17 protein-coding genes are annotated in these 20334 nt (G+C 56.9%); 8 read left to right on the top strand and 9 right to left on the bottom strand.

Annotated elements, in window-relative coordinates:
• Window positions 1–124: 124 nt before the first annotated feature.
• Entirely contained in the window at window positions 125–2026 is a 1902-nt protein-coding gene (dnaK, locus tag GFS31_RS16560) for a molecular chaperone DnaK (RefSeq protein WP_198805867.1), read from the bottom strand.
• A 245-nt stretch (window positions 2027–2271) separates the two neighbouring features.
• On the opposite strand from dnaK, the gene GFS31_RS16565 reads away from it, so the two are divergent.
• Window positions 2272–2856 carry a Uma2 family endonuclease gene (locus GFS31_RS16565; protein ID WP_198805868.1) on the top strand — a complete coding sequence of 195 codons (585 nt, stop codon included), beginning with the start codon at window positions 2272–2274 and terminating at the stop codon, window positions 2854–2856.
• 45 nt (window positions 2857–2901) lie between these two features.
• Window positions 2902–3486: a Uma2 family endonuclease gene (locus tag GFS31_RS16570; protein WP_198805869.1), complete on the top strand. Its 585-nt coding sequence runs from the start codon at window positions 2902–2904 to the stop codon at window positions 3484–3486.
• Window positions 3487–3606: 120 nt separating this feature from the next.
• Here GFS31_RS16570 and GFS31_RS16575 read toward each other — a convergent pair whose 3' ends face one another.
• A complete protein-coding gene (locus GFS31_RS16575; protein ID WP_317135043.1) occupies window positions 3607–4116 on the bottom strand; it encodes a molybdenum cofactor biosynthesis protein MoaE in 510 nt (169 codons plus the stop codon).
• A gap of 141 nt (window positions 4117–4257) precedes the next feature.
• On the opposite strand from GFS31_RS16575, the gene GFS31_RS16580 reads away from it, so the two are divergent.
• Window positions 4258–5748: a site-2 protease family protein gene (locus GFS31_RS16580; RefSeq protein WP_198805870.1), complete on the top strand. Its 1491-nt coding sequence runs from the start codon at window positions 4258–4260 to the stop codon at window positions 5746–5748.
• Between the two features lie 32 nt (window positions 5749–5780).
• Here GFS31_RS16580 and GFS31_RS16585 read toward each other — a convergent pair whose 3' ends face one another.
• The 3 genes from GFS31_RS16585 to GFS31_RS16595 form a co-directional block, all read right to left on the bottom strand.
• Window positions 5781–6626, bottom strand: a complete 846-nt coding sequence (locus tag GFS31_RS16585; protein ID WP_198805871.1) for a glycosyltransferase family 2 protein — start codon at window positions 6624–6626, stop codon at window positions 5781–5783.
• 1098 nt (window positions 6627–7724) lie between these two features.
• On the bottom strand, window positions 7725–9374 hold the full coding sequence (locus GFS31_RS16590; RefSeq protein WP_198805872.1) for a GMC oxidoreductase: 1650 nt from the start codon (window positions 9372–9374) through the stop codon (window positions 7725–7727).
• Between the two features lie 131 nt (window positions 9375–9505).
• Complete coding sequence (locus GFS31_RS16595) at window positions 9506–10585, bottom strand: glycosyltransferase family 2 protein (RefSeq protein WP_198805873.1); 1080 nt, start codon at window positions 10583–10585, stop codon at window positions 9506–9508.
• A gap of 578 nt (window positions 10586–11163) precedes the next feature.
• On the opposite strand from GFS31_RS16595, the gene GFS31_RS16600 reads away from it, so the two are divergent.
• The 3 genes from GFS31_RS16600 to GFS31_RS16610 all read left to right on the top strand — a co-directional run bounded on the left by GFS31_RS16600 (window position 11164) and on the right by GFS31_RS16610 (window position 13719).
• Window positions 11164–12351, top strand: coding sequence for a DNA double-strand break repair nuclease NurA (locus tag GFS31_RS16600; protein ID WP_198805874.1), 1188 nt, complete (start codon window positions 11164–11166; stop codon window positions 12349–12351).
• A gap of 271 nt (window positions 12352–12622) precedes the next feature.
• A complete protein-coding gene (locus GFS31_RS16605; RefSeq protein WP_198805875.1) occupies window positions 12623–13120 on the top strand; it encodes an orange carotenoid protein N-terminal domain-containing protein in 498 nt (165 codons plus the stop codon).
• A gap of 203 nt (window positions 13121–13323) precedes the next feature.
• A complete protein-coding gene (locus GFS31_RS16610; protein ID WP_198805876.1) occupies window positions 13324–13719 on the top strand; it encodes a nuclear transport factor 2 family protein in 396 nt (131 codons plus the stop codon).
• Here the strand turns inward: GFS31_RS16610 and GFS31_RS16615 are convergent.
• Window positions 13716–14159, bottom strand: a complete 444-nt coding sequence (locus tag GFS31_RS16615; RefSeq protein WP_198805877.1) for a hypothetical protein — start codon at window positions 14157–14159, stop codon at window positions 13716–13718. The genes GFS31_RS16610 and GFS31_RS16615 overlap by 4 nt on opposite strands.
• 137 nt (window positions 14160–14296) lie before the next feature.
• Between GFS31_RS16615 and GFS31_RS16620 the strand changes: the two genes are divergently transcribed.
• Window positions 14297–15799, top strand: a complete 1503-nt coding sequence (locus GFS31_RS16620) for a cryptochrome/photolyase family protein (RefSeq protein ID WP_198805878.1) — start codon at window positions 14297–14299, stop codon at window positions 15797–15799.
• A gap of 26 nt (window positions 15800–15825) precedes the next feature.
• The gene (locus GFS31_RS16625; protein ID WP_198805879.1) at window positions 15826–16371 is read left to right on the top strand and encodes a hypothetical protein; all 546 of its coding nucleotides are present in this window, start codon (window positions 15826–15828) and stop codon (window positions 16369–16371) included.
• 41 nt (window positions 16372–16412) lie between these two features.
• Here the strand turns inward: GFS31_RS16625 and hetL are convergent, their stop codons facing one another.
• From hetL to GFS31_RS21095, 3 genes are all read right to left on the bottom strand, one after another.
• Window positions 16413–17132, bottom strand: coding sequence for a heterocyst differentiation pentapeptide repeat protein HetL (hetL, locus tag GFS31_RS16630; protein ID WP_198805880.1), 720 nt, complete (start codon window positions 17130–17132; stop codon window positions 16413–16415).
• Window positions 17133–17484: 352 nt separating this feature from the next.
• Window positions 17485–18216, bottom strand: a complete 732-nt coding sequence (locus GFS31_RS16635) for a 2-phosphosulfolactate phosphatase family protein (protein WP_198805881.1) — start codon at window positions 18214–18216, stop codon at window positions 17485–17487.
• A 289-nt stretch (window positions 18217–18505) separates the two neighbouring features.
• Window positions 18506–19924, bottom strand: coding sequence for a DUF4912 domain-containing protein (locus GFS31_RS21095; RefSeq protein WP_225907467.1), 1419 nt, complete (start codon window positions 19922–19924; stop codon window positions 18506–18508).
• Window positions 19925–20334: the final 410 nt, after the last annotated feature.

The raw sequence follows: 20334 nt of genomic DNA on the forward strand, positions 1-20334 counted from the left end.
CGAAACGCAGGGGAATTTGGGTGTCGGGGCATCAGCCCAAAAAAAGCGGATGGCACAGACCACCCGCTTCCTTGCTAGCCGGAGCAAGCCCTAGGGCTAAGCTCTCATATCAGTCAACCCGGTCTTATTTGCCTTCGGGTTCCGAGAACTCAGCATCAATTACGTCATCGTCGCCGCCGGAGCTGCTAGAGGTGCCAGCATCCGCCGCGCCCGACGCATCGCCCCCGGCCTGTTGGTACAGGTTGGTGCTAATGCCGTAGAGGGTTTGCTGGAGCTGCTCGGTGAGGGTTTTGATCGTATCGAAGTTTTCGGCGGCAATGGCGTCCTTCAACTCCTTGATCTGCCCCTCGGCTTTCTCCTTATCGGCAGCGGGCACCTTGTCGCCCATGTCGGCCAGTTGCTTTTCGGCCTGGTAGGCGAGGGAGTCGGCCTGGTTCTTCAGGTCGATGCGCTCCCGACGCTCTTTGTCAGCGGCAGCGTTGACTTCAGCATCTTTGACCATTTTCTCCACATCTTTTTCATCCAGGGTGGAGGCACCGGAAATGGTGATGGTCTGCTCTTTGCCTGTCCCCTTGTCCTTGGCGGTGACGTTCAGGATGCCGTTAGCGTCGATGTCGAAGATGACCTCGATTTGGGGCACGCCACGGGGAGCGGGGGGAATGCCGGAGAGCTGGAAGTCGCCCAGCTTCTTGTTGTCGGCGGCCATTTCCCGTTCGCCCTGGAAAATCTTAATTTCCACGTTGGTTTGGCCATCCTGGGCCGTGGAGAACACCTCAGACTTCTTGGTGGGGATGGTGGTGTTGCGGGTGATCAGCTTGGTCATCACGCCGCCCAGGGTTTCCACACCGAGGGATAGGGGGGTGACATCCAGCAGCAGGATGTCCTTCACTTCCCCAGCCAGCACGCCGCCCTGAATCGCCGCACCCACGGCCACCACCTCATCGGGGTTGACGGTTTCGTTGGGTTCTTTGTCGAGGGTGCGCTTCACCACCTCTTTGATGGCAGGAATCCGGGTAGAACCGCCCACCAGCACTACTTCGTTGATGTCGCTCTTGCTTAGCTTGGCATCCTTCAGGGCTTGCTCCACGGGGATGCGGCAGCGGTCGATCAGGTCGGCGCAGAGTTCTTCAAACTTGGCGCGGGTGAGGGTCGTTTCCAGGTGCTTGGGGCCGTCCTGGGTGGCGGTGATGAAAGGCAGGTTGATTTCCGCCTGGGTAACGCTAGACAGCTCGATTTTGGCCTTTTCCGCAGCTTCGGTGAGGCGCTGGAGGGCTTGCTTGTCTTTGCGCAGGTCGATGCCTTCCATTTTCTGGAATTCGCCTGCCATGTAGTCCACGATTTTTTTGTCGAAGTCGTCGCCGCCCAGGTGGGTGTCGCCGCTGGTGGCCAGCACTTCAAACACCCCGTCGCCCACTTCTAGGATGGACACGTCGAAGGTACCGCCGCCAAGGTCAAACACCAGGATGGTTTCGTTGCTCTTGCGGTCGAGGCCGTAGGCTAGGGCGGCGGCGGTGGGCTCGTTGATTATCCGCAGCACTTCTAGACCCGCGATTTTCCCGGCGTCCTTGGTAGCTTGGCGCTGGGAGTCGTTGAAGTAGGCGGGGACGGTAATTACCGCCTGGGTGACTTTTTCGCCGAGGTACTTGCTGGCGTCGTCGGCCAGTTTCCGCAGCACCTGGGCCGAAATTTCTTCGGGGGCAAACTGCTGACCCGCCTGGGGACAGTCAATTTTCACGTTGTTGCCCACGTTCAGCACTTTGTAGGCCACTTCGGTGGATTCGGTGCCTACTTCGTCGTAGCGGCGACCGATGAAACGCTTCACCGAGTAAAAGGTGTTTTCGGGGTTCATCACCGCTTGGCGCTTGGCGATTTGGCCCACCAGGCGATCCCCATTTTTGGCATAGGCCACCACCGAGGGCGTGGTACGGAACCCTTCGGCGTTAGCAATTACGGTGGGTTTCCCCCCTTCCATCACGGCAACCACAGAGTTTGTGGTACCTAGGTCAATCCCAACAACTTTTCCCATCGTTTTTTGGCTCCGGCTTAAGAACTACATCTATAGTGCGGGGTTCCTCCATTTACCTAAAGGAGAGGATACCGAACCACCTAAGGCGGGGTTTGCGCTGTGGCCCGGTTGTGTCAGGCCAAAATGGGGTGGATAGGCACCCAGTTGGCCCGAACTAAAGTACACAAATATGGCTGCAACCCTGCCCTTGGATAGAGATGGCTTAGGATAAACCTAGGTCGCCGTCCTGTTCCCCCAATGCCGCCATGACTAGCACCCTATCCCCCAAGACGCTACTCACCTTCGAGGACTATCTGGCCTATGACGACGGCACCGACACCCGCTACGAACTGGTGGATGGAGAGCTGGTAGCCATGCCCCCAGAATCCCAGCGAAATAACGCTATTGCCAGACGACTATGGGCTGTGTTGCTTCAGCATCTTCCCTTAGAACGCTTGGCCTACAAAGATACCGAAGTGGCGGTGATGGGTCGCCGTGCCCGCTGCCGGATTCCAGACCTGCTGGTGCATTCCGAAGAGTCGCTGTTGGCGATTCAGAATCAGCCCCGCGCCACCCTCACCCATGAGATGCCGCCCCCGGCCCTGGTGGTAGAGGTGGTGAGCCCTGGGGAGGCCAACCGCAGCCGCGACTATCGCCACAAACGCACGGAATACGCCGCCCGTGGCATTGCTGAATATTGGATTGTTGACCCCGAAACTCGCCAGGTAACGATCTGCCAGTGGGTGGATGGCCAGTACGAAGATAGGGTATTTCAGGGCGATCAGGCGCTTCAATCCATCGTGGTGCCCCAAATTGCCCTCACCGCTGGTCAACTCTTCGTGCATCCATAAAGGGCAATGCCCACCCCACCCCTGTCCCCTCCTCGCTGTGCCGCTATGATCAGCACCTTATCCCCCAAGACGCTACTCACCTTCGAGGACTATCTGGCCTATGACGACGGCACCGATACCCGCTACGAACTGGTGGATGGAGAGCTGGTAGCCATGCCCCCAGAATCCCCGCAGAACCTCAAACTGGCCCGATGGTTGATGGTGCAGTTCCTAAAATATCTACCCCTAGATCGCGTGACCTACAATACCGAAGTGGCGGTGATGGGTCGCCGTGCCCGCTGCCGGATTCCAGACCTGCTGGTGCATTCCGAAGAGTCGCTGTTGGCGATTCAGAATCAGCCCCGCGCCACCCTCACCCATGAGATGCCGCCCCCGGCCCTGGTGGTAGAGGTGGTGAGCCCTGGGGAGGCCAACCGCAGCCGCGACTATCGCCACAAACGCACGGAATACGCCGCCCGTGGCATTGCCGAATATTGGATTGTTGACCCCGAAACTCGCCAGGTAACGATCTGCCAGTGGGTGGATGGCCAGTATGAAGACATCATCTTTCAGGACGCAGCCCCCATTAGCTCTACCGTGGTGCCCGAACTGACGCTCACGGTTGATCAACTGTTTTCGATGGGCGGCTGATCCAGTTTTTTCGGTGGGCGGCTGAGCGGTTTATGACACTGGCCGTTGATGAGTTGGGGCCAGCTTCGCGGAGGGAGCCATTATTGGATTGTGGGTCTGTCTGGATGATGGGTCTGTCCCTTAGCCATTGTGTTGAGCATCGTCCACCTCGCAAGCCCCAATGCTGACCCAGGTGCTAGAGAGGGTGCCGTCTGGGCCTTGATACCATTCTTTTTTCCAGATGGGGGCGTTGTGCTTGAGGGTATCAATGGCGAACTGGCAGGCGGCAAAGGCTTCGGCGCGATGGGGACAGCCGACCGCGACGAGGACACTGATTTCTCCTACGGCCAACTTTCCGGTGCGGTGGTGAATCACAACGCGGGTGGCCTCGGGCCAGGTTTGGCGAATTTGGTCGGCAATCTGGCGAAAAACCGCTAGGGCCATGGGTTCGTAGGCTTGGTATTCCAACGCCACTACCGGAAAACCGTCGGTCTGGTTACGCACCATGCCGCTCATCACCACCACCGCCCCATTGGCCGGATCGTCGGCGAGGGCATAGACCTCTTCCAGGCTGAGGGGGGCAAAAGTAATGCGAAAGGAATTGGGAGCCGAGGCCACCGGAGCAGGACTAGGGGCAGCAACCATAGACATAGACAGAGCTGGGGATGTGTTTAGGATATCCTGTCTGCCCCGGTCGCAGCTGGCCTGCACGGCTAGGGGGGATCGCGGTAGACTGAAGACCGAACCGAGACACACGACTAAGACACTTTAAGGACGGCACCACACCACACCATGGCGACTACTGGGTTAATTTTGCTGGCGGCAATTGCAATTTTAGTTTGGGGCTACCGCCGCGCCCTGCCCTACGGCACTATCGGGATTTTGGCCTGGTTGCAATCCGTGGTGTTGATGGCTCCTTGGCTGTTGTTTTTTGGCCTGTTTGCCGTTGGGGTATACATCAACCTGGCTGGGGTGTTGGTGCTGCTGCTGGTGTCCACAGGCATTTATATCTACCTGGGCCGACGACTCCGCACCCTTGGTCAAGCCGCTTTCATCGCCGAACAAACTGCCAACGCCCTCAAGGCAGACGCTGCTCCTAGCCCAGAGCCTGAGACCATCGCTGAAGCTCCGGTGGCCCCCGCCGAGGTGAAGCCAGAGGAAGCGGCCAAAATTGTGATTCCTGCCGAAGATTTAGCCAAAATTGAGGGTATTTTCGGCATCGACACCTACTTCCGCACCGAAACCATTCCCTACGACCAGGGGGCAATCTTTCGCGGCAACCTGCGCGGCAATCCGGCGGAAACCCGGGCCCGCCTGAGTGCCCTGCTGACGGAACGCCTCGGCGACCGCTACCGCCTCTTCCTGGTCGAAAGCCTGGAGAAAAAGCCTACCGTGGTGGTGCTTCCGGCCTCGATGGATCCGGCTAAAACGACGCCGACCCAGTGGGCCATTGCCGGGGTGTTGGGGCTGGCCACAGTGTTCACCAGTCTAGAGGCCGGGGCCATGCTGCAAGGCTTTGATCTAGTGCAAGAATTTTCCCGCTGGACGGCGGCGCTGCCCTTGGTGCTGGGGCTGTTGGTGGTGCTGGTCAGCCATGAAATTGGCCATTGGGTGCTGGCTCGTCGCCATGGGGTGCGCCTCAGCCCGCCCTACCTGTTGCCCACCTGGCAGATTGGTTCCTTCGGTAGCCTCACCCGGTTCGAGTCGCTGTTGGCCAACCGCAGCGTGTTGTTCGACATTGCCCTGGCGGGGCCAGCGGCGGGGGGGCTGGTGTCCTTGGGAATGCTGGTGACGGGTCTGGTTTTGTCCCATCCTGGGAGCCTGTTTCAGTTGCCTTCCACCTTTTTCCAAGGCTCTGTTCTGGTGGGCACCCTGGCCAAGGCCGTGCTGGGGTCGGCCCTGCAAGAGCCCCTGGTGGATGTGCATCCCCTCACGGTCTTTGGCTGGCTGGGTCTGGTAATCACCGCTCTCAACCTCATGCCCGCTGGTCAGTTGGATGGAGGCCGCATTGTGCAAGCCATCTATGGTCGTAAAACCGCTGGCCGCACCACGGTCATCACCCTAATTTTGCTGGCCCTCGTCACCCTGGCCAACCCCCTGGCCCTCTACTGGGCGGCGATTATTCTTATCCTCCAGCGCAACCTAGAGCGTCCCTGCCTCGACGACATTACTGAACCCGACGACGCCCGCGCTGCCCTGGGTCTGCTGGCGCTGTTTTTGGCCCTAGCGGTGCTGATGCCCCTCACCCCCAGCCTAGCCGGACGGTTGGGCATTGGCGGTTAGGGGATTTTGCCCACAGCCGGGTCAGTCCTGGGCTAGGGGTGAGCTAGGAGCCCCTCCACCACGCCCATGTGCCAACCCAAGCGCCAAACGCTGTGAGGATTGAAGCCAGATCCCAACACTCGCAGCCCCCACAGAGGAATCAGGACTAGCCGTGGTGGCAGCCCGTATAGTTTCATGCCCTGGTTTCGGTAGCGGAGATATAGCGTGGCTAGCCCATACCCCCAGTTGTGGGCTTTGCGGTAATTTGCTCGACACGTCCCCAACAGGGATGATTTTCCCTCAGCGTAGCGATAGTGCACCACCGCGTCAGGGACAAACACCAGAGGATATCCGGCCATCTGCACACGAATACAGTAGTCGGCGTCTTCTAAGTAAAGAACGCTTTCATCAAACCCACCCACTGCATCATGGATGGCTTTGCGAATGGCGAGGCCACATCCTCCCGCAAAGGGATAGAAAGGGGTTCTAAAATTTTGCAGATCGTTCGTTTGGGCCGTGTTGGTTGTGTCGTGATTGAGCTTTTCGTAGTCGAGGCGGCAGGCCAGAAAATCATGGCTCCTAAAGGCCAAATCTAGCGCCTCCATCCATCTCTTACCAACAACATCATCAGCATCACAAAAAGCCAGACAGTCGCCCGTCACTGCTATGGCTCCTCTATTGCGGGCATGGGAAGCACCCTTTACCCCCGCCGCATCAATTACCTTGAAACCTGGTAGGCGATCTCTATATTGCTCGGCTATCGCTTGACTATTATCCGTGGAGCCATTGTCAGCTACGATCACTTCATAGGGAGAAACGGTTTGCTGGGTCAGGGCTTCTAGCTGTTTATCAATCACAGATGCTCCATTGAAACAGGGAATAACGACACTGATTTTCATGGTGTAAAACTCCAAGCAGTTTTTAGATTCGTTTTTTAGATAAAGATTGAAGGTGAGCCATCTATCCAAATGAATACCAGGGAGGCTTTCAATAATTTTTTTAAGTTGCACAAACTAATTATTAGTTGCGATTTAGGTTGCAAGTCGTCTCTTGCAGAACAACCTAGATATTCTTAGGCATGAAGAAAGAGTCTCGATTTAATCTTGGCTCTCTAAGTCAAGATTTATCACAGACTGAAAACGCTGATTTAGTGGATCAGCAGAGTTTTAGGGAGAATAATTTAGATCTAGTCCTAATGCGCTTAAGGCTTGTCTAGGAAAAATGAAGCTGTGCTAGTTTATGCTGGATAGATTAAAATGCTACGCTAGCTAACACGCCGGAAACAGAAGCTCATACTTGATTTGAATGAGCTTAAGGTCTACTTTTCTGAACATCAAGTAGATATCAGGATGAGGTGTGAGAACTTGATCAGTATAGTTCAGATAATTGAAGGCTTAACTCCTCTTACGACCTTCCTTCAGATCGTAGAAGCCTTGAGATTCTGATTAAGCCTGACGCTGGATTCTCAGGGGATCATCTTGAGTTTATTATTACCTAAGACCCTTGTAGCGGAAGGATTCTCAAGGCATTTTATTCTGATTGCCCAATGTTCTAAAACCATAGGCATAACTCTTTGCCTAAGCTGTAAATCAATGGAAACGTGGTGGATTCTGATGAAGGGAATCTAAGCTGATGATGACGATTAGCCATGATTCAGTTTAATTATATCTGCGGAGAGGTGACGATTCTGGGTGCGCGATAAACCGTAACAAGATAGTTATATTCTGTAACTCAGGCTGTGTCCAAAAACCAGAATATATTGAGGCTCTTATTCGTAGGTTTTCCCTAGTGATTTTCCTAGGTTTTTGGCTCAGGCCATGGGGGAATTGTTCTAGCTGTAGCTTGTATCTCATCGCAGGCAAGCTTGGCCCGATGACAGGTATCCTAGAGCCTGCGCGGCTGGCCTTGTCTTCGGTCGTGTCCCATGGCTAGCGTGCTGGGAGACATGCCGCACTGGGCTAAGCACCTTGCTTGGTGTCTCTGGATCTGGCGGCATCCTAGGCCAAGGTGGCCTTGAGGTGATCCCCCAGGCGCAGGGCCAAAGCCACAATGGTGAGGGTGGGGTTGGCATAGCCCCCGGTGGGGAAGACAGAACTGCCTGCGACAAAGAGGTTATGCAGTCCGTGGACGCGACAGTCGGCATCGACCACGCTGGAGCGCGGATTTTCGCCCATGCGGGTGGTGCCCATCAGATGGTGGGCACCGGAGGGACGCCCCAGCACGGGCAGGCCATCTTCCTGGGCAATCTGAAACTCGCCTAGGCCAGCCTGCCGGAAGGCTTGGGCAAAAATAGCTTGGGCGCGACTAATGCGATGGGCATCGTCGGGGCTCCAGCGCCAGTGGACTTCGAGCTTGGGACAGCCGAGGGAATCACGATTTGGGCTGAGGGTGACGCGGTTTGCGGGGTCGGGAGATTGCTCAATCTGGTGAATCACCTCGAAAGTGCGAAACCGCCGATCATTTCTAGCCACCGACGACCATCCGCCCTGGGAGAAGCCCGTCAGCCAAGGCTGCTGCTGGGTTTTGACGCGATAGGCCGTTTGGATAATGTGGTCGGATCCCCGTAAGACATGGCCAAGATGACCAACCGTGGTGCCTGAAATCGGTTGGGCTTTGATCTGACTAGCCAAAGCCTGGAGGGAAATCACCGCCTGGTGCCGTCGCTGGCTAGGTCGAGGAAACAGTGAGGCACTGATGTTTAACAGCTCCTCCCGCGCTAGAACAGCCCGCGCTAGCTTGAGATGGCCCATGGCCGCCACGTTGCCTATCCAGCGCTGATCGTACAGCCCCGTTTGGTTAAACAGCGTTCGCTGTGTAGGAAGGATATGTCCACCCAAAACAAAGGGATGATCGTGGAAATAACGCCCTACCACATCGTAAAGATTGCCTAGGCCCTGGGGCTGCTGGCGATTTGAGTTCAGCAGCAGGCGGGCATTTTCAAACCCACCACAGGCCAGCACAAACTGCCGCGCCGAGACCCAATAGTCTGGTTGGCCAGGGCGAGCAACCCGCGCACGGGTGACGGTGTGGCCATCCTCAGCGGTTTCCAGTTCTACCACTGTGGCATGGTGGTGGAGGGTGAGGTTGGGCGATGCGGCGATGGCTTCTCGGTAGCCCACAAAGAAGGCGGCGCTGGGGCCAAACTGAAAGATTCCGGTCTCCACCAGGGCAGGATCGAGGGCCAGTTGAGGGGTGGCAGGGCTCGTCCAAGCATCGGCGCAATAGTTAAAGGGGCCCGATTGGCAAACCTTCTGCGCCCGATGGTAGTAGGGCAGCAGATCATCATAGGTGAGGGGCCAGCCGCTGTGGGGTAGCCCATCTCGCTGTTCAAAGTCGATGGGGTCTAGGGCGGTGTAGCGCACGCCAAGGATTCCCGGTTTGATCCGCACTACCCAGGCATTGGCATTTCCCCCCACTTGGCGGCGACAGACCTCCACCGGAGGATGGATGGGATCGCCGACGGTATCGCCTTCGGCCAAAGCCTGGGCGGCTGGGTCGGGGGCGAGGCCACCACTTTCTAGTAGGCACCCCGTGACTGAGTGATTCAAAAATTCCTGGGCTAGGCTCAGCCCCGCTGGCCCGGTACCGATAATACAAATATCCGCAACGACGGCATCGCCATCAAATTGACGACTATCAAGCAGCATTATGATCCTTTTGATTTAATCTGTAGGAGCTGAGGGTTCACCCATCATCACTAGGATGAATCTGATAGCCCTAACCACCGTCTTTGTTGATCGAAGAAATCAGTCAAACCTACCTAGGCTGGAGCCATCGACTATGACTGTTCTGCCATAGCTTGATGACTACCATGGGTATCGACAGAAAAGACCGTGGCGGCTGACGCTGCTTCGATAGAACCGGGGGGAAGCGCCGTCATGGGAGTCTTGGAATTAGAAGCTTTCCAACTCAGAAAAAACATCACAGGCGGCACGAGCAAACTGGGGTCGAAAGCAGCAGCCTTGAGTAAAAACTTCATCGCTGGGCCGGGGCGCTTAGACACCTTGAATCGCCAGTAAGCTGCTTTCCAAACATCGCGCCGAAAAACGGTTTTGGAGGTGCGGTGTAATTTCCATATCTGCCGTAGCGACAGGTCGGAGGACTGAAGCAGATGATCGACCCGCATTCGGTAGTGAGACCAGCCAAACCAAATGGCAGGCAGCGAAACAGGGGAGTGATCCTGACCTGGTACAGCAAACAACTCTAACAATCCCGTTCGCACCATTTCGGCATCGGTCACGGTTTCCGTCACCAGACAGTCAGGCAGCGTGGCAATGGATCCTAGCGTAGACAGACGCAGCACAAAGGCATTGTCGTCTAGGGGTTCATCCCGTGGGTCAATGGATAGGCTATGGAGGGCTTCACGCCGCATCAAAACCTGCGGCAGCCCGCCCGGAGCCTTATCAAAGGCATTGGGCAGATAGGTCGCCCGGTCTTCAATGGTGAAGGTGGATCGCCCCACGGCCCCTGGTTCGCCATTGCCCTCAGCGTCGCGCCGCACCACCGAGGAAGTTACGGCAATCACCTCTGGGTGAGCATCTAGCACTTGCCCCTTGCGTCGCAGGTTATCGGCCAGCATCTCCTCATCGTCATAGAGGATCGCCACGTACTGCCCTGTCGCGGCCCGTAGTGCCGTCATAAAATTTTGAACCCGGGGCACCCGGTGAGCCTGGGTGATCACCCGCGCCCGGTCATAGGGTGGGGTCGCCAATAGTGTCTGGGTGTCGTCCTCGCTGGCATTATCCACCACTACGATTTCAAGCTCACCATCGAGGGGCTGGGCCAGTACGCTATCGAGGGTGCGCCGCAGGGACTGCGACCGATTTAGCGTAGGAATAACAACCGAATACTTCACCATGATTTTCCTTCACTTTCAAAAGGTTAGAGGCTAAAAAATAACGCCTGATACTCAATCCAGATAAATCACTCTCTAAACTAATAAAGGCTTCGACAAGCTCCGCTTGAGCAAAATCAGCCCTTGAATAGAGGGTCAGCCATCAGGATTTAGGCTGAATAGACGTGATGCGTCGTCAAAATGCCCAACGATGGAGCATTAAAAATCACGATAATTTCACTAAGCAGGAAAAATCATCGACCTATAGCGATTTTCTCAGAGCTAACCTAAGAGCCATAAAGCCTAGGCTTGTCCTCTTTGTCTCCCTTCGCGATTAACACAATAACTAGAATTGCTTAGCCAATTCAGCCTTCATCACTAGCTCAGCGAACTATCCCAAAACAGTAAATTTTTGATCTTATAAAAGTGAGCATTGTGGAGTAAATCCAGCCTTCATCGGCCTTACTATATCGGTGAAAATGTGAGGATACTGTGTGCGATATCGTCTCTCTTAACCGTTGGGCTAGCGGATAGCCCATGAAAATCGTCCCCAAACCCGCTAGAATGCCCCTCAATACAGGCGTTCTGTAGGATTATGGGGTATGCCAGTGAGTCCGGCCCACATCAAAGCGCTGCTCGACCAAAAGCGAGAGGCGTTTAGCTCCTTCAACAAAGCCAAGTTTGAATTATTGACCGCCTATCACCAGGCCTGGGCGGAGTTTTCGGCCCTGACCCTACCTCAGCAGCAGGATCGTTTAGGCGGTTCCTACCCGGCAGGGGCACTGCCGTTAGAATCGCCAAAGCTGGCCCACAAGGGCGTCATTCCCTTTTTCTTTGCTGAATCTGCCCCAGCCTCAGAGCGCTGGTCAAACCGGGAGTCGAGCGCCCAGTGGGTGCAGGCGGTGCTGTCGGATGTCACCACCTTTGCGGTGGATGGCTCCCAAATTTCACCGGGGAAGGATTTGTCGATTCCCATTGCGCTGATTCAAATCGGCTGGTTTGAGAACCCCCACAGCAAAACTCGGCCCTACCAAAAGGATGTGCGGGTAGACCTGCTGACGCCCAAAGATTTGGGGCCAAACCCCGCCCAGCCCGTGGAGCGCCGGGTGAATGTTCGCCGCTTTCAAATGGAAACCGAACGCCTAGTGGAGTACATCAATGCCTGCGAGGAGCCGGAGCGCACCCTAGTCTTCTTTGATGGGGCGTTGGTTGTTACCTTTGCCGAAGCCTTTGACCCCGACAGCCAAAAAGCCTATGTTCAGGCCATGCTAGACCTGCTGCGGGCCAGCGAAGAACGGCGGGTGCCCTTGGTGGGCTATGTGGACACTTCCTATGCCCACGACCTCACCACCATGCTGCACCACGGCTGCGGCCTAGAGGCCACCGAGGGCATCCACGATGCTCAGCTCTTGGCACGGCAGATGGACTGGGGAGATCGGATTCCCCTGTTTCGCTGCGACCGAGGCGGCATCCTGGAGCAGTACGAAGAACAGCGCCACCAAATCGCCTTCACTTACCTCAAAACCACGCGGGACGGCTACCCCGTGCGCCTCGAAATGCCTCTATGGATGTGGGAAAACGGCCACCTCCCTCGCTACCTCAACTGGGTGCGCGGCGAGGTAATTGTCGGTGGCGGCTACCCCTACGGCATCGAAACCGCTGACCAAACCGCCGTGCTGCAAGGGCCAGACAAGCATCTCTTCTTCCGTGTGCTGCAAGATTGGGCCGACAAGGAAGACATTAATCTGCGCCTCTCTCGCAAAATGGTCAGCAAACAGCGGCGACGGTAGCCATGGGCAAACGGTTCGATGCGGAAGGTTTAGGGCTGTGAGCCAAAATCCTCCTTTCGACGGAAATAAGCAATTATGCTTACCGAATGCCAAGTCGCTCAAACCGCTGAAAGCCTTTCCCATCAAGGAATCAAGGCACTTATGAGAATTGATACATTGGAATAACCCCGCCATGCACATAAGTCTTGTCAATGATGATTCGTTACACAAATTGTAATTTTTTGTTACGTTGGGGATGTGAAGGCTAATTATTCATTACACGGAGGTCCCCATGACCTACACACTCAACGCTCCTGCTGCCGTCTCCGCTGGCTTGGCCGCTCCGGTATCGAACGCGATTGCTGCCTTCAAAGGCTTGACCACCGATGAGCAACTCGGCCTGCTCTGGGTGCTCTACGACAACATGGGCCGTTCCATTACCCCGGCGGCTCCGGGGGCGGCTCGTCTTCAGTTTGCCGAAGGGTTGCTGGCCCAAGTGAAAGCTCTATCCCACACCGAGCAACTTCAGTTCATGCGTGACCTGGTCAACCGCACCAGCACCTCCCTCACCCGTGCCTACGGCGTGCTGAGCAACAACACCAAGCTGGCCTTCTGGTTCCAATTGGCGGAAGAAATGCGCGGCGGCACCATCGTCCCTGTGCCCATTACCTACCAGCTCGGAGCCGCTGGCCAAGCCGTCTTCGGCCAAATCTCCAAACTTGACTTCAACCAGCAAATCACCATCATGCGTCAGGCCGTCGTCACCATGGGCGTCGATCCTCTGGCCTAGGCTAGGGAACCTGTCCAGGCCATGATGTCTAGCGAATGAACCAGGGGATGGTTATCCGGGAGCGCCCACAGCCTCTGCCAGGATACCCATCCCTTTTCCACATTTAGGCAACGTCGGTGGATATCGCCCACCCTACCCCTTGTTCCTAATCCCGGATTCCAGATCCCTAACCCCAGATCCCCAATCCCTAATCCCTAATCCCCATGGTTCAAACCCTTTCCCAAGCCGCTCTCACCCTAGATCCGTTGATAGCGCAATACTTCGAGCATTTTAACCAGGGCAACTATGCTGCTGTGGCCACGCTATTTAGCGATGAAGGGTGTCTTGTCCCGCCCTTTGAGGGGGCCATTGTGGGGCCACCCGCCATTGCCACTTATCTCGCCCAGGAAGCGGCTGGTATGCAGGCCATTCCCAAGGAAAGTCGCACCCAAGCGACGGAGCACGGTCGCCAAGTGACGGTAAAGGGTCGGGTGAAGACGCCCCTCTTTTCCGTGAATGTGCAATGGGTTTTCGATATTACCGACACCGATCAGGTTAAGCGGGCCGAAATTAAGCTGCTGGCCTCTCTGCAAGAGTTGCTGTCGTTTAACCGGGGCTAGGCCGCTTTGGCCGCAACGGGTTGGCCCCAGGCAGCGGTGAGCACCGATTGCCCCAGGCGAAGGTGTTGGGGCGCACACTGCCAATCGGGATGGGCCGTCATCAGCAGCGATTCGAGGGACTCGCGATCAAACAGGTGCCACACGGGGGCCGCAGAGTGGTCAGCAAGGGCATAGGCGTTTTCGGCAACGCAAATAATCGTCACCTGCTCGCCTAGTTCGGCGGGGAGGGTTAGTTCTTGGCCAATGTCTAGCCCTCGAAAGCCGCGAATGGCCTGCCGGAAGCTGTCAAAATCTGGGGCGCTGAGACCGGGAAGCCGCCGCACCAGGGCTTCTTCACCATTTACCATCACCCAATAGCGCCGCAGGGGGTCAATGCCCTGCAACCAGACAGACTCGTCATCGAGGCGATACCGGGGCGCTAGGGAGAGTTGGGAGAACATCGCTTTCTCAAGGAAAATACCTATCCTTAGCTTGGTCTAGGTGCCCAAGCTTTCTCAACGTAGCGCAACAAAAGTATAGAAAATCTGAACACACTGTTAACATTTCGTTATAGATAAGTGTTGCGGTGGGGCTAGCGATGACCGTCGGGATTTGGGTGCTGGGCAATCAACTCTGGGCAGAGCAGGCGGCACTGGCCAGTGTGGCAGGGCGGGATGTGCCTGTGCTGCTGGTGGAATCGACCCAATTTGCCCAGGATCGGCCCTATCACCCGCAAAAACTGATCCTAGTGTGGTCGGCCATGCGGCATTTTGCCGAAACCCTCAAGACCGAGGGGTGGCCCGTTACCTATGCCATCACTGACGACCGGGAAGCGGCCTTACACCAGTGGATTCAGCAGCACCACATCCACGAACTGCGGGTGATGGATCCGGTGGATCATCCCTTTTTGGCTTGGCTGCAAGGGCTGGATTTGCCCTGTGCGTTGACGATTGTGGAAAACAATCATTTTCTGTGGAATACTGCGGAGTTTGAAACCTGGGCCAGGGGCCGCAAGGGGCTGCTGCTGGAAAGCTTTTATCGAGAAGGGCGGCGGCGATGGGGGGTGCTGATGGCCGGAAATCAGCCGGAGGGGGGCCAGTGGAACTTTGATAAGGACAACCGCCAACCGCCCAAGGGCAGGCTCAAACCGCCCCAGCCCCGATGGTTTGAGCCGGATGGCATCACCCAGACTGTGATCGAAAAGGTCGAAAACCTAGACATCCCCACCTTTGGCCAAGCGACCCCCTTTCGCTGGGGCGTCACCCGCGACCAGGCACTCCAGGTGCTCGAAACCTTTGTGGCCGAACGCCTGGAGACCTTTGGCCCCTACCAAGATGCCATGGTGACGGGGGAGGAAACGATGTGGCACGCCCTACTGTCGCCCTACCTCAACCTGGGGCTGTTGCAGCCCATGGAGGTGATTCAGCGCGTTGAGGATGCCTATCGCAGCGGCGAGTTTCCCCTCAGCAGCGTGGAAGGATTCCTTCGCCAAGTGCTGGGCTGGCGGGAATATATGCGCGGGCTGTATCACTACTTTGGGGCCGACTATGCCCAGAGTAACGGGTTCGGCCACCATCACCCCCTGCCCGATTTCTTTTGGACGGGGGACACCCCCATGAACTGCCTGCACCAGGTCATCGACCAAACCCAGCGCACCGGATACGCCCACCACATCCAGCGGTTGATGATTCTCAGCAACTTCGCCCTAATTGCCGGACTGAACCCCCAGGAAGTGGAGTCCTGGTTCCATGCGGCGTTTATCGACGCCTACGACTGGGTCATGCAAACCAATGTGCTGGGCATGGGCCTATTTGCCGATGGCGGACGACTGGCCTCCAAACCCTATGCGGCCTCCGCCAACTACGTCAACCGCATGGGCGACTACTGCAAAGGCTGCCGCTACAACCCCAAAGAACGCACCGGGGAAAACGCCTGTCCGTTCAACTTCTTTTATTGGGATTTTCTCCATCGCCATCGCGGCACCCTACAAGCCCAGGGCCGCATGAGCTTTATTCTCAAAAACCTCGATAAAATGGGGGCGGAGGAATTAGCCGCGATTCAACACCAGGCTGAGGCTTGGTACCAGGCTGTCGAGGGGTGAATCGACCAAAACCGAGGATCTGTAGGATGGGCACTCAGCATGCTATCAAGGGCATCGGCCTGATCGTGGTGTATGCCTCCCTGAGCTGGCTCGCCTGGGGGTGCAACCCAGCGGATCAACCCCCTCGCGACAGTCATCAAGGCTTCGAGCAAAATGGTCAGCTAGCTCTCTACCAGAGCGAGGCCTTGGGCGTTAGCTTTCCCCTGCCAGAGAGCACCTACGTTCAGGCCCAGGGCCAACGGCTCACCCTCTGGACAAAGGCCGACTATCAGCGCCGGGAGGAATTTATCGAAGCAACACCGCTCTCGATAGTGGCGGAGGAAAATCCAGACCGTCTCACGGTTCAAGCCTGGGTCGCGGCCCAAGGCTATCAACTCCTAGGAGACCTTGAAGACCAAGCTGTTGGGGGGTATCCAGGGCTGCGATTTACCTGGCTAGGGATGTGGCCATACACCTCCGTCGTCGTGGCCCACCCAAACCGAGGAACCATCATTACCATCACCTGGGACAACGACAGTTTGGACTATCAAGATTGGTTTGAAGCCATCATTGCAGGGTTAGCGTTGAGGTAATGGCCCCTATGGATCTAGCCCGCCTTGGATAGCCAAGGGCGCTAGGGCAGGGTGAGGTCAATCCCGTCGGGGAGTTGTGCCTCTGTAAGATCAGCTTGGGTGAAGACAGCCCCCGTGAGGTCGGCCCCCCGCAGGTTAGCCCCTTGCAGGTTGGCCCCCGTAAAGTCGGTGTAGCTGAGGTCGGCCCCTTGCAGGTTGGCTTGGCGGAGGTCGGTTTTGGGGGCATCGGGCCGGAAGCCTTGGCCTAGGCGGGCGCGGCAGAGCTTGGCCCCTTGCAGGTTGGCCCCTGTCAGGCAGGCTCCGCTGAGGTGGGCATAGCTGAGGTTGGCCTCACTCAGGTTGGCCCCGTTCAGGTTGGTGGCTTGGTCAGAACTGGGGCGCAGATCAGCTTCGATCAGCAGGGCGCGGGAGAGATCGACTCCCTGAAAATTCACGCCGCAGAGGATGGCCTTGACTAGGTTGGCCCCCGCCAGGTTGGCCTGGGTGAATACCGCCCCGCTGAGGTCGGCGTCCCGCAGTTGGGCCTGGGGACATTGGGCCTGGGTAAAGTCGGCCCCCCACAGCAGGGCTTCACTGAAATCTGCCTGGGCAAAGGTGCTACGAGCACAATGGGCACGGCCCAACCGAGCCTGCCGGAAATCGCAGCGGCTAAAGTTGGCCTCGCAGAGGATGGCCTGAATCAGGTCAACCTCCAGCAGATTCAGCCCTGCAAAGGTGCGTTCCCCAGCCCGATACTGAGCTAAAAGCTCCCCAGCGTCCATGGTTCCCTGTGGCAAAAATACTTCAGCAGTGTACTGTATCCGCACCCTCAAGATATCAATGGTATGAATTAATCTCCTAACCACCATGGCCCCACCTCCGAAGAAGCAGGGCCATGGTATCAAGGGTAGGGGGTTCTGTATAGAAAGCTGGAAGTCTGAGGCTATAGAAGGTTCTGTCTAGGGGGTTCTACATAACGGCCCGGTGGCTTGAATTCAGAATAGGGGATGTTCCGTGAAGACGTGATAAGGCGTGGGTAAAGGTTTCCCCAAGAATGGTGGAATTCACCCAGGGGGCTGAGCCTAGCGTCTGCCACCCGCTGGAGTATCGTTACCCGCACCCCGTCATCTGCCCCTAGCGCACCAGCACCCCAGCCGTTTGTTGAATGGGCACCACGTTCAACACATCCATCTGGGCGCAGTATTTCAAATCGGCCTCGTTGTTCAACCGCAGTAACCGCTGACCATGGCTAGCGTGGTGCATCAGCTCTAGCAGTCGATCCTGCCAGTGCTGGTAGAGGCTGACCGCACCAATCACAGCATCATTACCCGCGATGTCTTTGAAGCTGTGCCCAGTGGCGTCTAGGATGCCCTGAATGATCGCCCCAGCACAGACCGTATCCTCTAGGGAATAGGTGCCTTCCCAGCCAGAACCCACTAGCCACACGGTTTCGGGCCTACGCTCCAGCAAAAAGTCCACCACGGCCTTGCGGGTAGTCAGGGCGGCAGTAATCACCGTAGGCGCGTGCTCAATGCGCTTCAGACAGCGAGTGCCATTGGTGGTAGACATAAACAGCCGTTTGCCTCCGGTCTTTTCTGCCGAGTGATCCAACGGAGAGTTACCTAGGTCACAGCCTTCCACCATGCCGCCGCCTCGCTCTCCCGCCCGCAGGCGTTGATCCCTGGGCCACTGCTCGCTCACGGTTAGAAGATCGTCAATGTTGCTAAACACCTGAATAGCTTCAGCGCCAGCCTCCAGGGCCGCCGCCATGGTGGAAGTAGCCCGCAACACGTCAATGGCAATGGCACAATCGGGCGTGGCACCCTGGGGCACTTCTTCGGGAATGTGATAGAGAAATAGCTTCACGGCAGGGAGATCTCAACTCAGTAGTTACAGCAAAACCGTCGGGATAGAGGGGATCGGGCTAGGAAATGAGAGGACTGGGATACACGAATTCAGCCATGGAGTTGTCATTCATGGTGGGCAAGCAGTATCTCAGTTTATGACGTTTCGCCCTGTGCAACAGCACAGAATTAGCATAGAAAAGCTGAGGGGCAAGCCCAAGATAAAGGACTAAAACCTAGAAAAAAGGAGCCCCACCGGGGCTCCTACCTTGTGATTCTGTCCGCAGACAAACTGACTAGGCGCTATCGACCTAGGATAACCACTCCAGCGTGGCCTCTTCCTTGGTGTTGGTACGGCGGTCGAGGGTAGTCCGGTCGAAGGTCATGTGGATGGTGCGGGTTTGCTCACCATCGGCGGCCACGGCCATGATCGGAAAGTCGAGGTTGCCGTCCTGGAAGGACATCTGGAACCGGAAAGTGCCGTCGGGGTTGAGCTTGATCGGCTTGCCGCCAATGGTGACGGTGGCGTCGGGTTCGGTGGCCCCGTAGACGATCAGCTCGGCGTCGGCAATGAGCCAGAACTTGCGGGGGCGAATGGGGGGCGCAGAGGCCGAGAAGCCCAGGCCAAAGCCCGACATGGTGAGCCCCGACATGGTGAGGGGATAGCCCGACATCGTGGGCACCGACCCCATCGGCACCGCCGCCGTGGCCCACAGGCCCGCCCCAGAGGGGAAGACGTAGGAACTCACGGCTTGTTCGGCCATCAGGGAACCGGGCACATGCTGGATGGAACCCGCCACATGGACGGCACCGCCCACCTGCTGAATAGATCCGGCGACGTGCTGCACCGAACCCGCCACGTGCTGAATGGAACCGGGCACCTGCTGAATCGAACCCGCCACATGCTGACCGGAACCAGGAACGTGCTGCATGGAACCATACAGAGAACCTGCGACTCGCTGGGCTTCGGCATCCTGGGCCATGGCATACATACGGTCGTAAACGCCCTGGGCAGCGGCTCCGGTACGGCTGGGGTGGCGCAGGGCCATCAGGGTCTTGCCGCGCAGATCGGCCTGCCAATCCACGGTCATAAAGTGGTCTTCAATCCAATCCGACGGATAGACCGGGGGAATGTGGACGGGCAGGGAACGGGCCAGCACCAGCCAGCGGCCATCGTTGCAGATATAGCCAATTTCCGCCACATAGTCGCGGTCGCTAACGGGGATGGGCAGGTACCAATCCCGCGCCATTTCGTCGCATTCGTACTGTTGCAAGCTGTGGGGGGCTTGGTAGTTGAGGTCAATGTCGGTGACATCGTAGAACCGCAGGGCCAACCGCACCCCGCCCTGGCGGCGCAGGTCGTCCTTATGCTCGGCAGGGATATCCCAATAGGCGTAGGCCCACTGGGGATCGCGGGGCATCAACACAATGCGGCTCTCGCCATAGCCGCTGGGCAAGTCGGGCAGCCCCTCATCTACCGAAGTGAGCGCCTCCAAAGGGGGCAGATCAGGGGCCATGTACTTTGACGCTTCAACCTGGGTTTGGGCCGCAGCGGCGGACGTGACCACGCTAGGGGCCGGAATTTGCCCCCGCTGGGCATCAATGCTCCGAATCGCGTCGATTAGCTCGGTTTTACGCATCCGGCTATAGCGAGACACCTCATATTCGCTGGCAACCTTGCGGAGTTGCCGCAGGGTCATGTCTTCTAAGGGAGGGCGTTGCTGGGACATAGGCCAATTTTCTCCTTAGGAAAATTATTAAAACAGAGGTCTCTGCCAATCTTGAAATCCACCCCCCTAGGAGGTGTGGCCTAGGGCAGAGCCTCCAGTCAAGGACGATGGGGATCAAGACTTGCCCGTCACTATGACAAAAAAGAAATCGGGGATCAAGCCTGTAGTAAGGCTTTTTGGGCTTTTCTAGCGACGGAATCAGGGTTTGGGGATCAACTTTGTCAAAATCTCCTGACATATTGATCCCCATAAGCACAATTACGTCATGAATTTCTGATGTTTTGATCTCCGCTGGCATCAAAACCAAGGCCGCAGGGGCACCACTTCCCCGTGCTGGCCGAACCCATCCCCACAGGTTGGAACGAGGGTATATGCTGATTGAGGTTTGTTGCGGTGGTCTATGCAGCCAG

Origin of the sequence: Leptolyngbya sp. BL0902, from assembly GCF_016403105.1 — a bacterium.
GTDB lineage: Bacteria > Cyanobacteriota > Cyanobacteriia > Phormidesmidales > Phormidesmidaceae > Nodosilinea.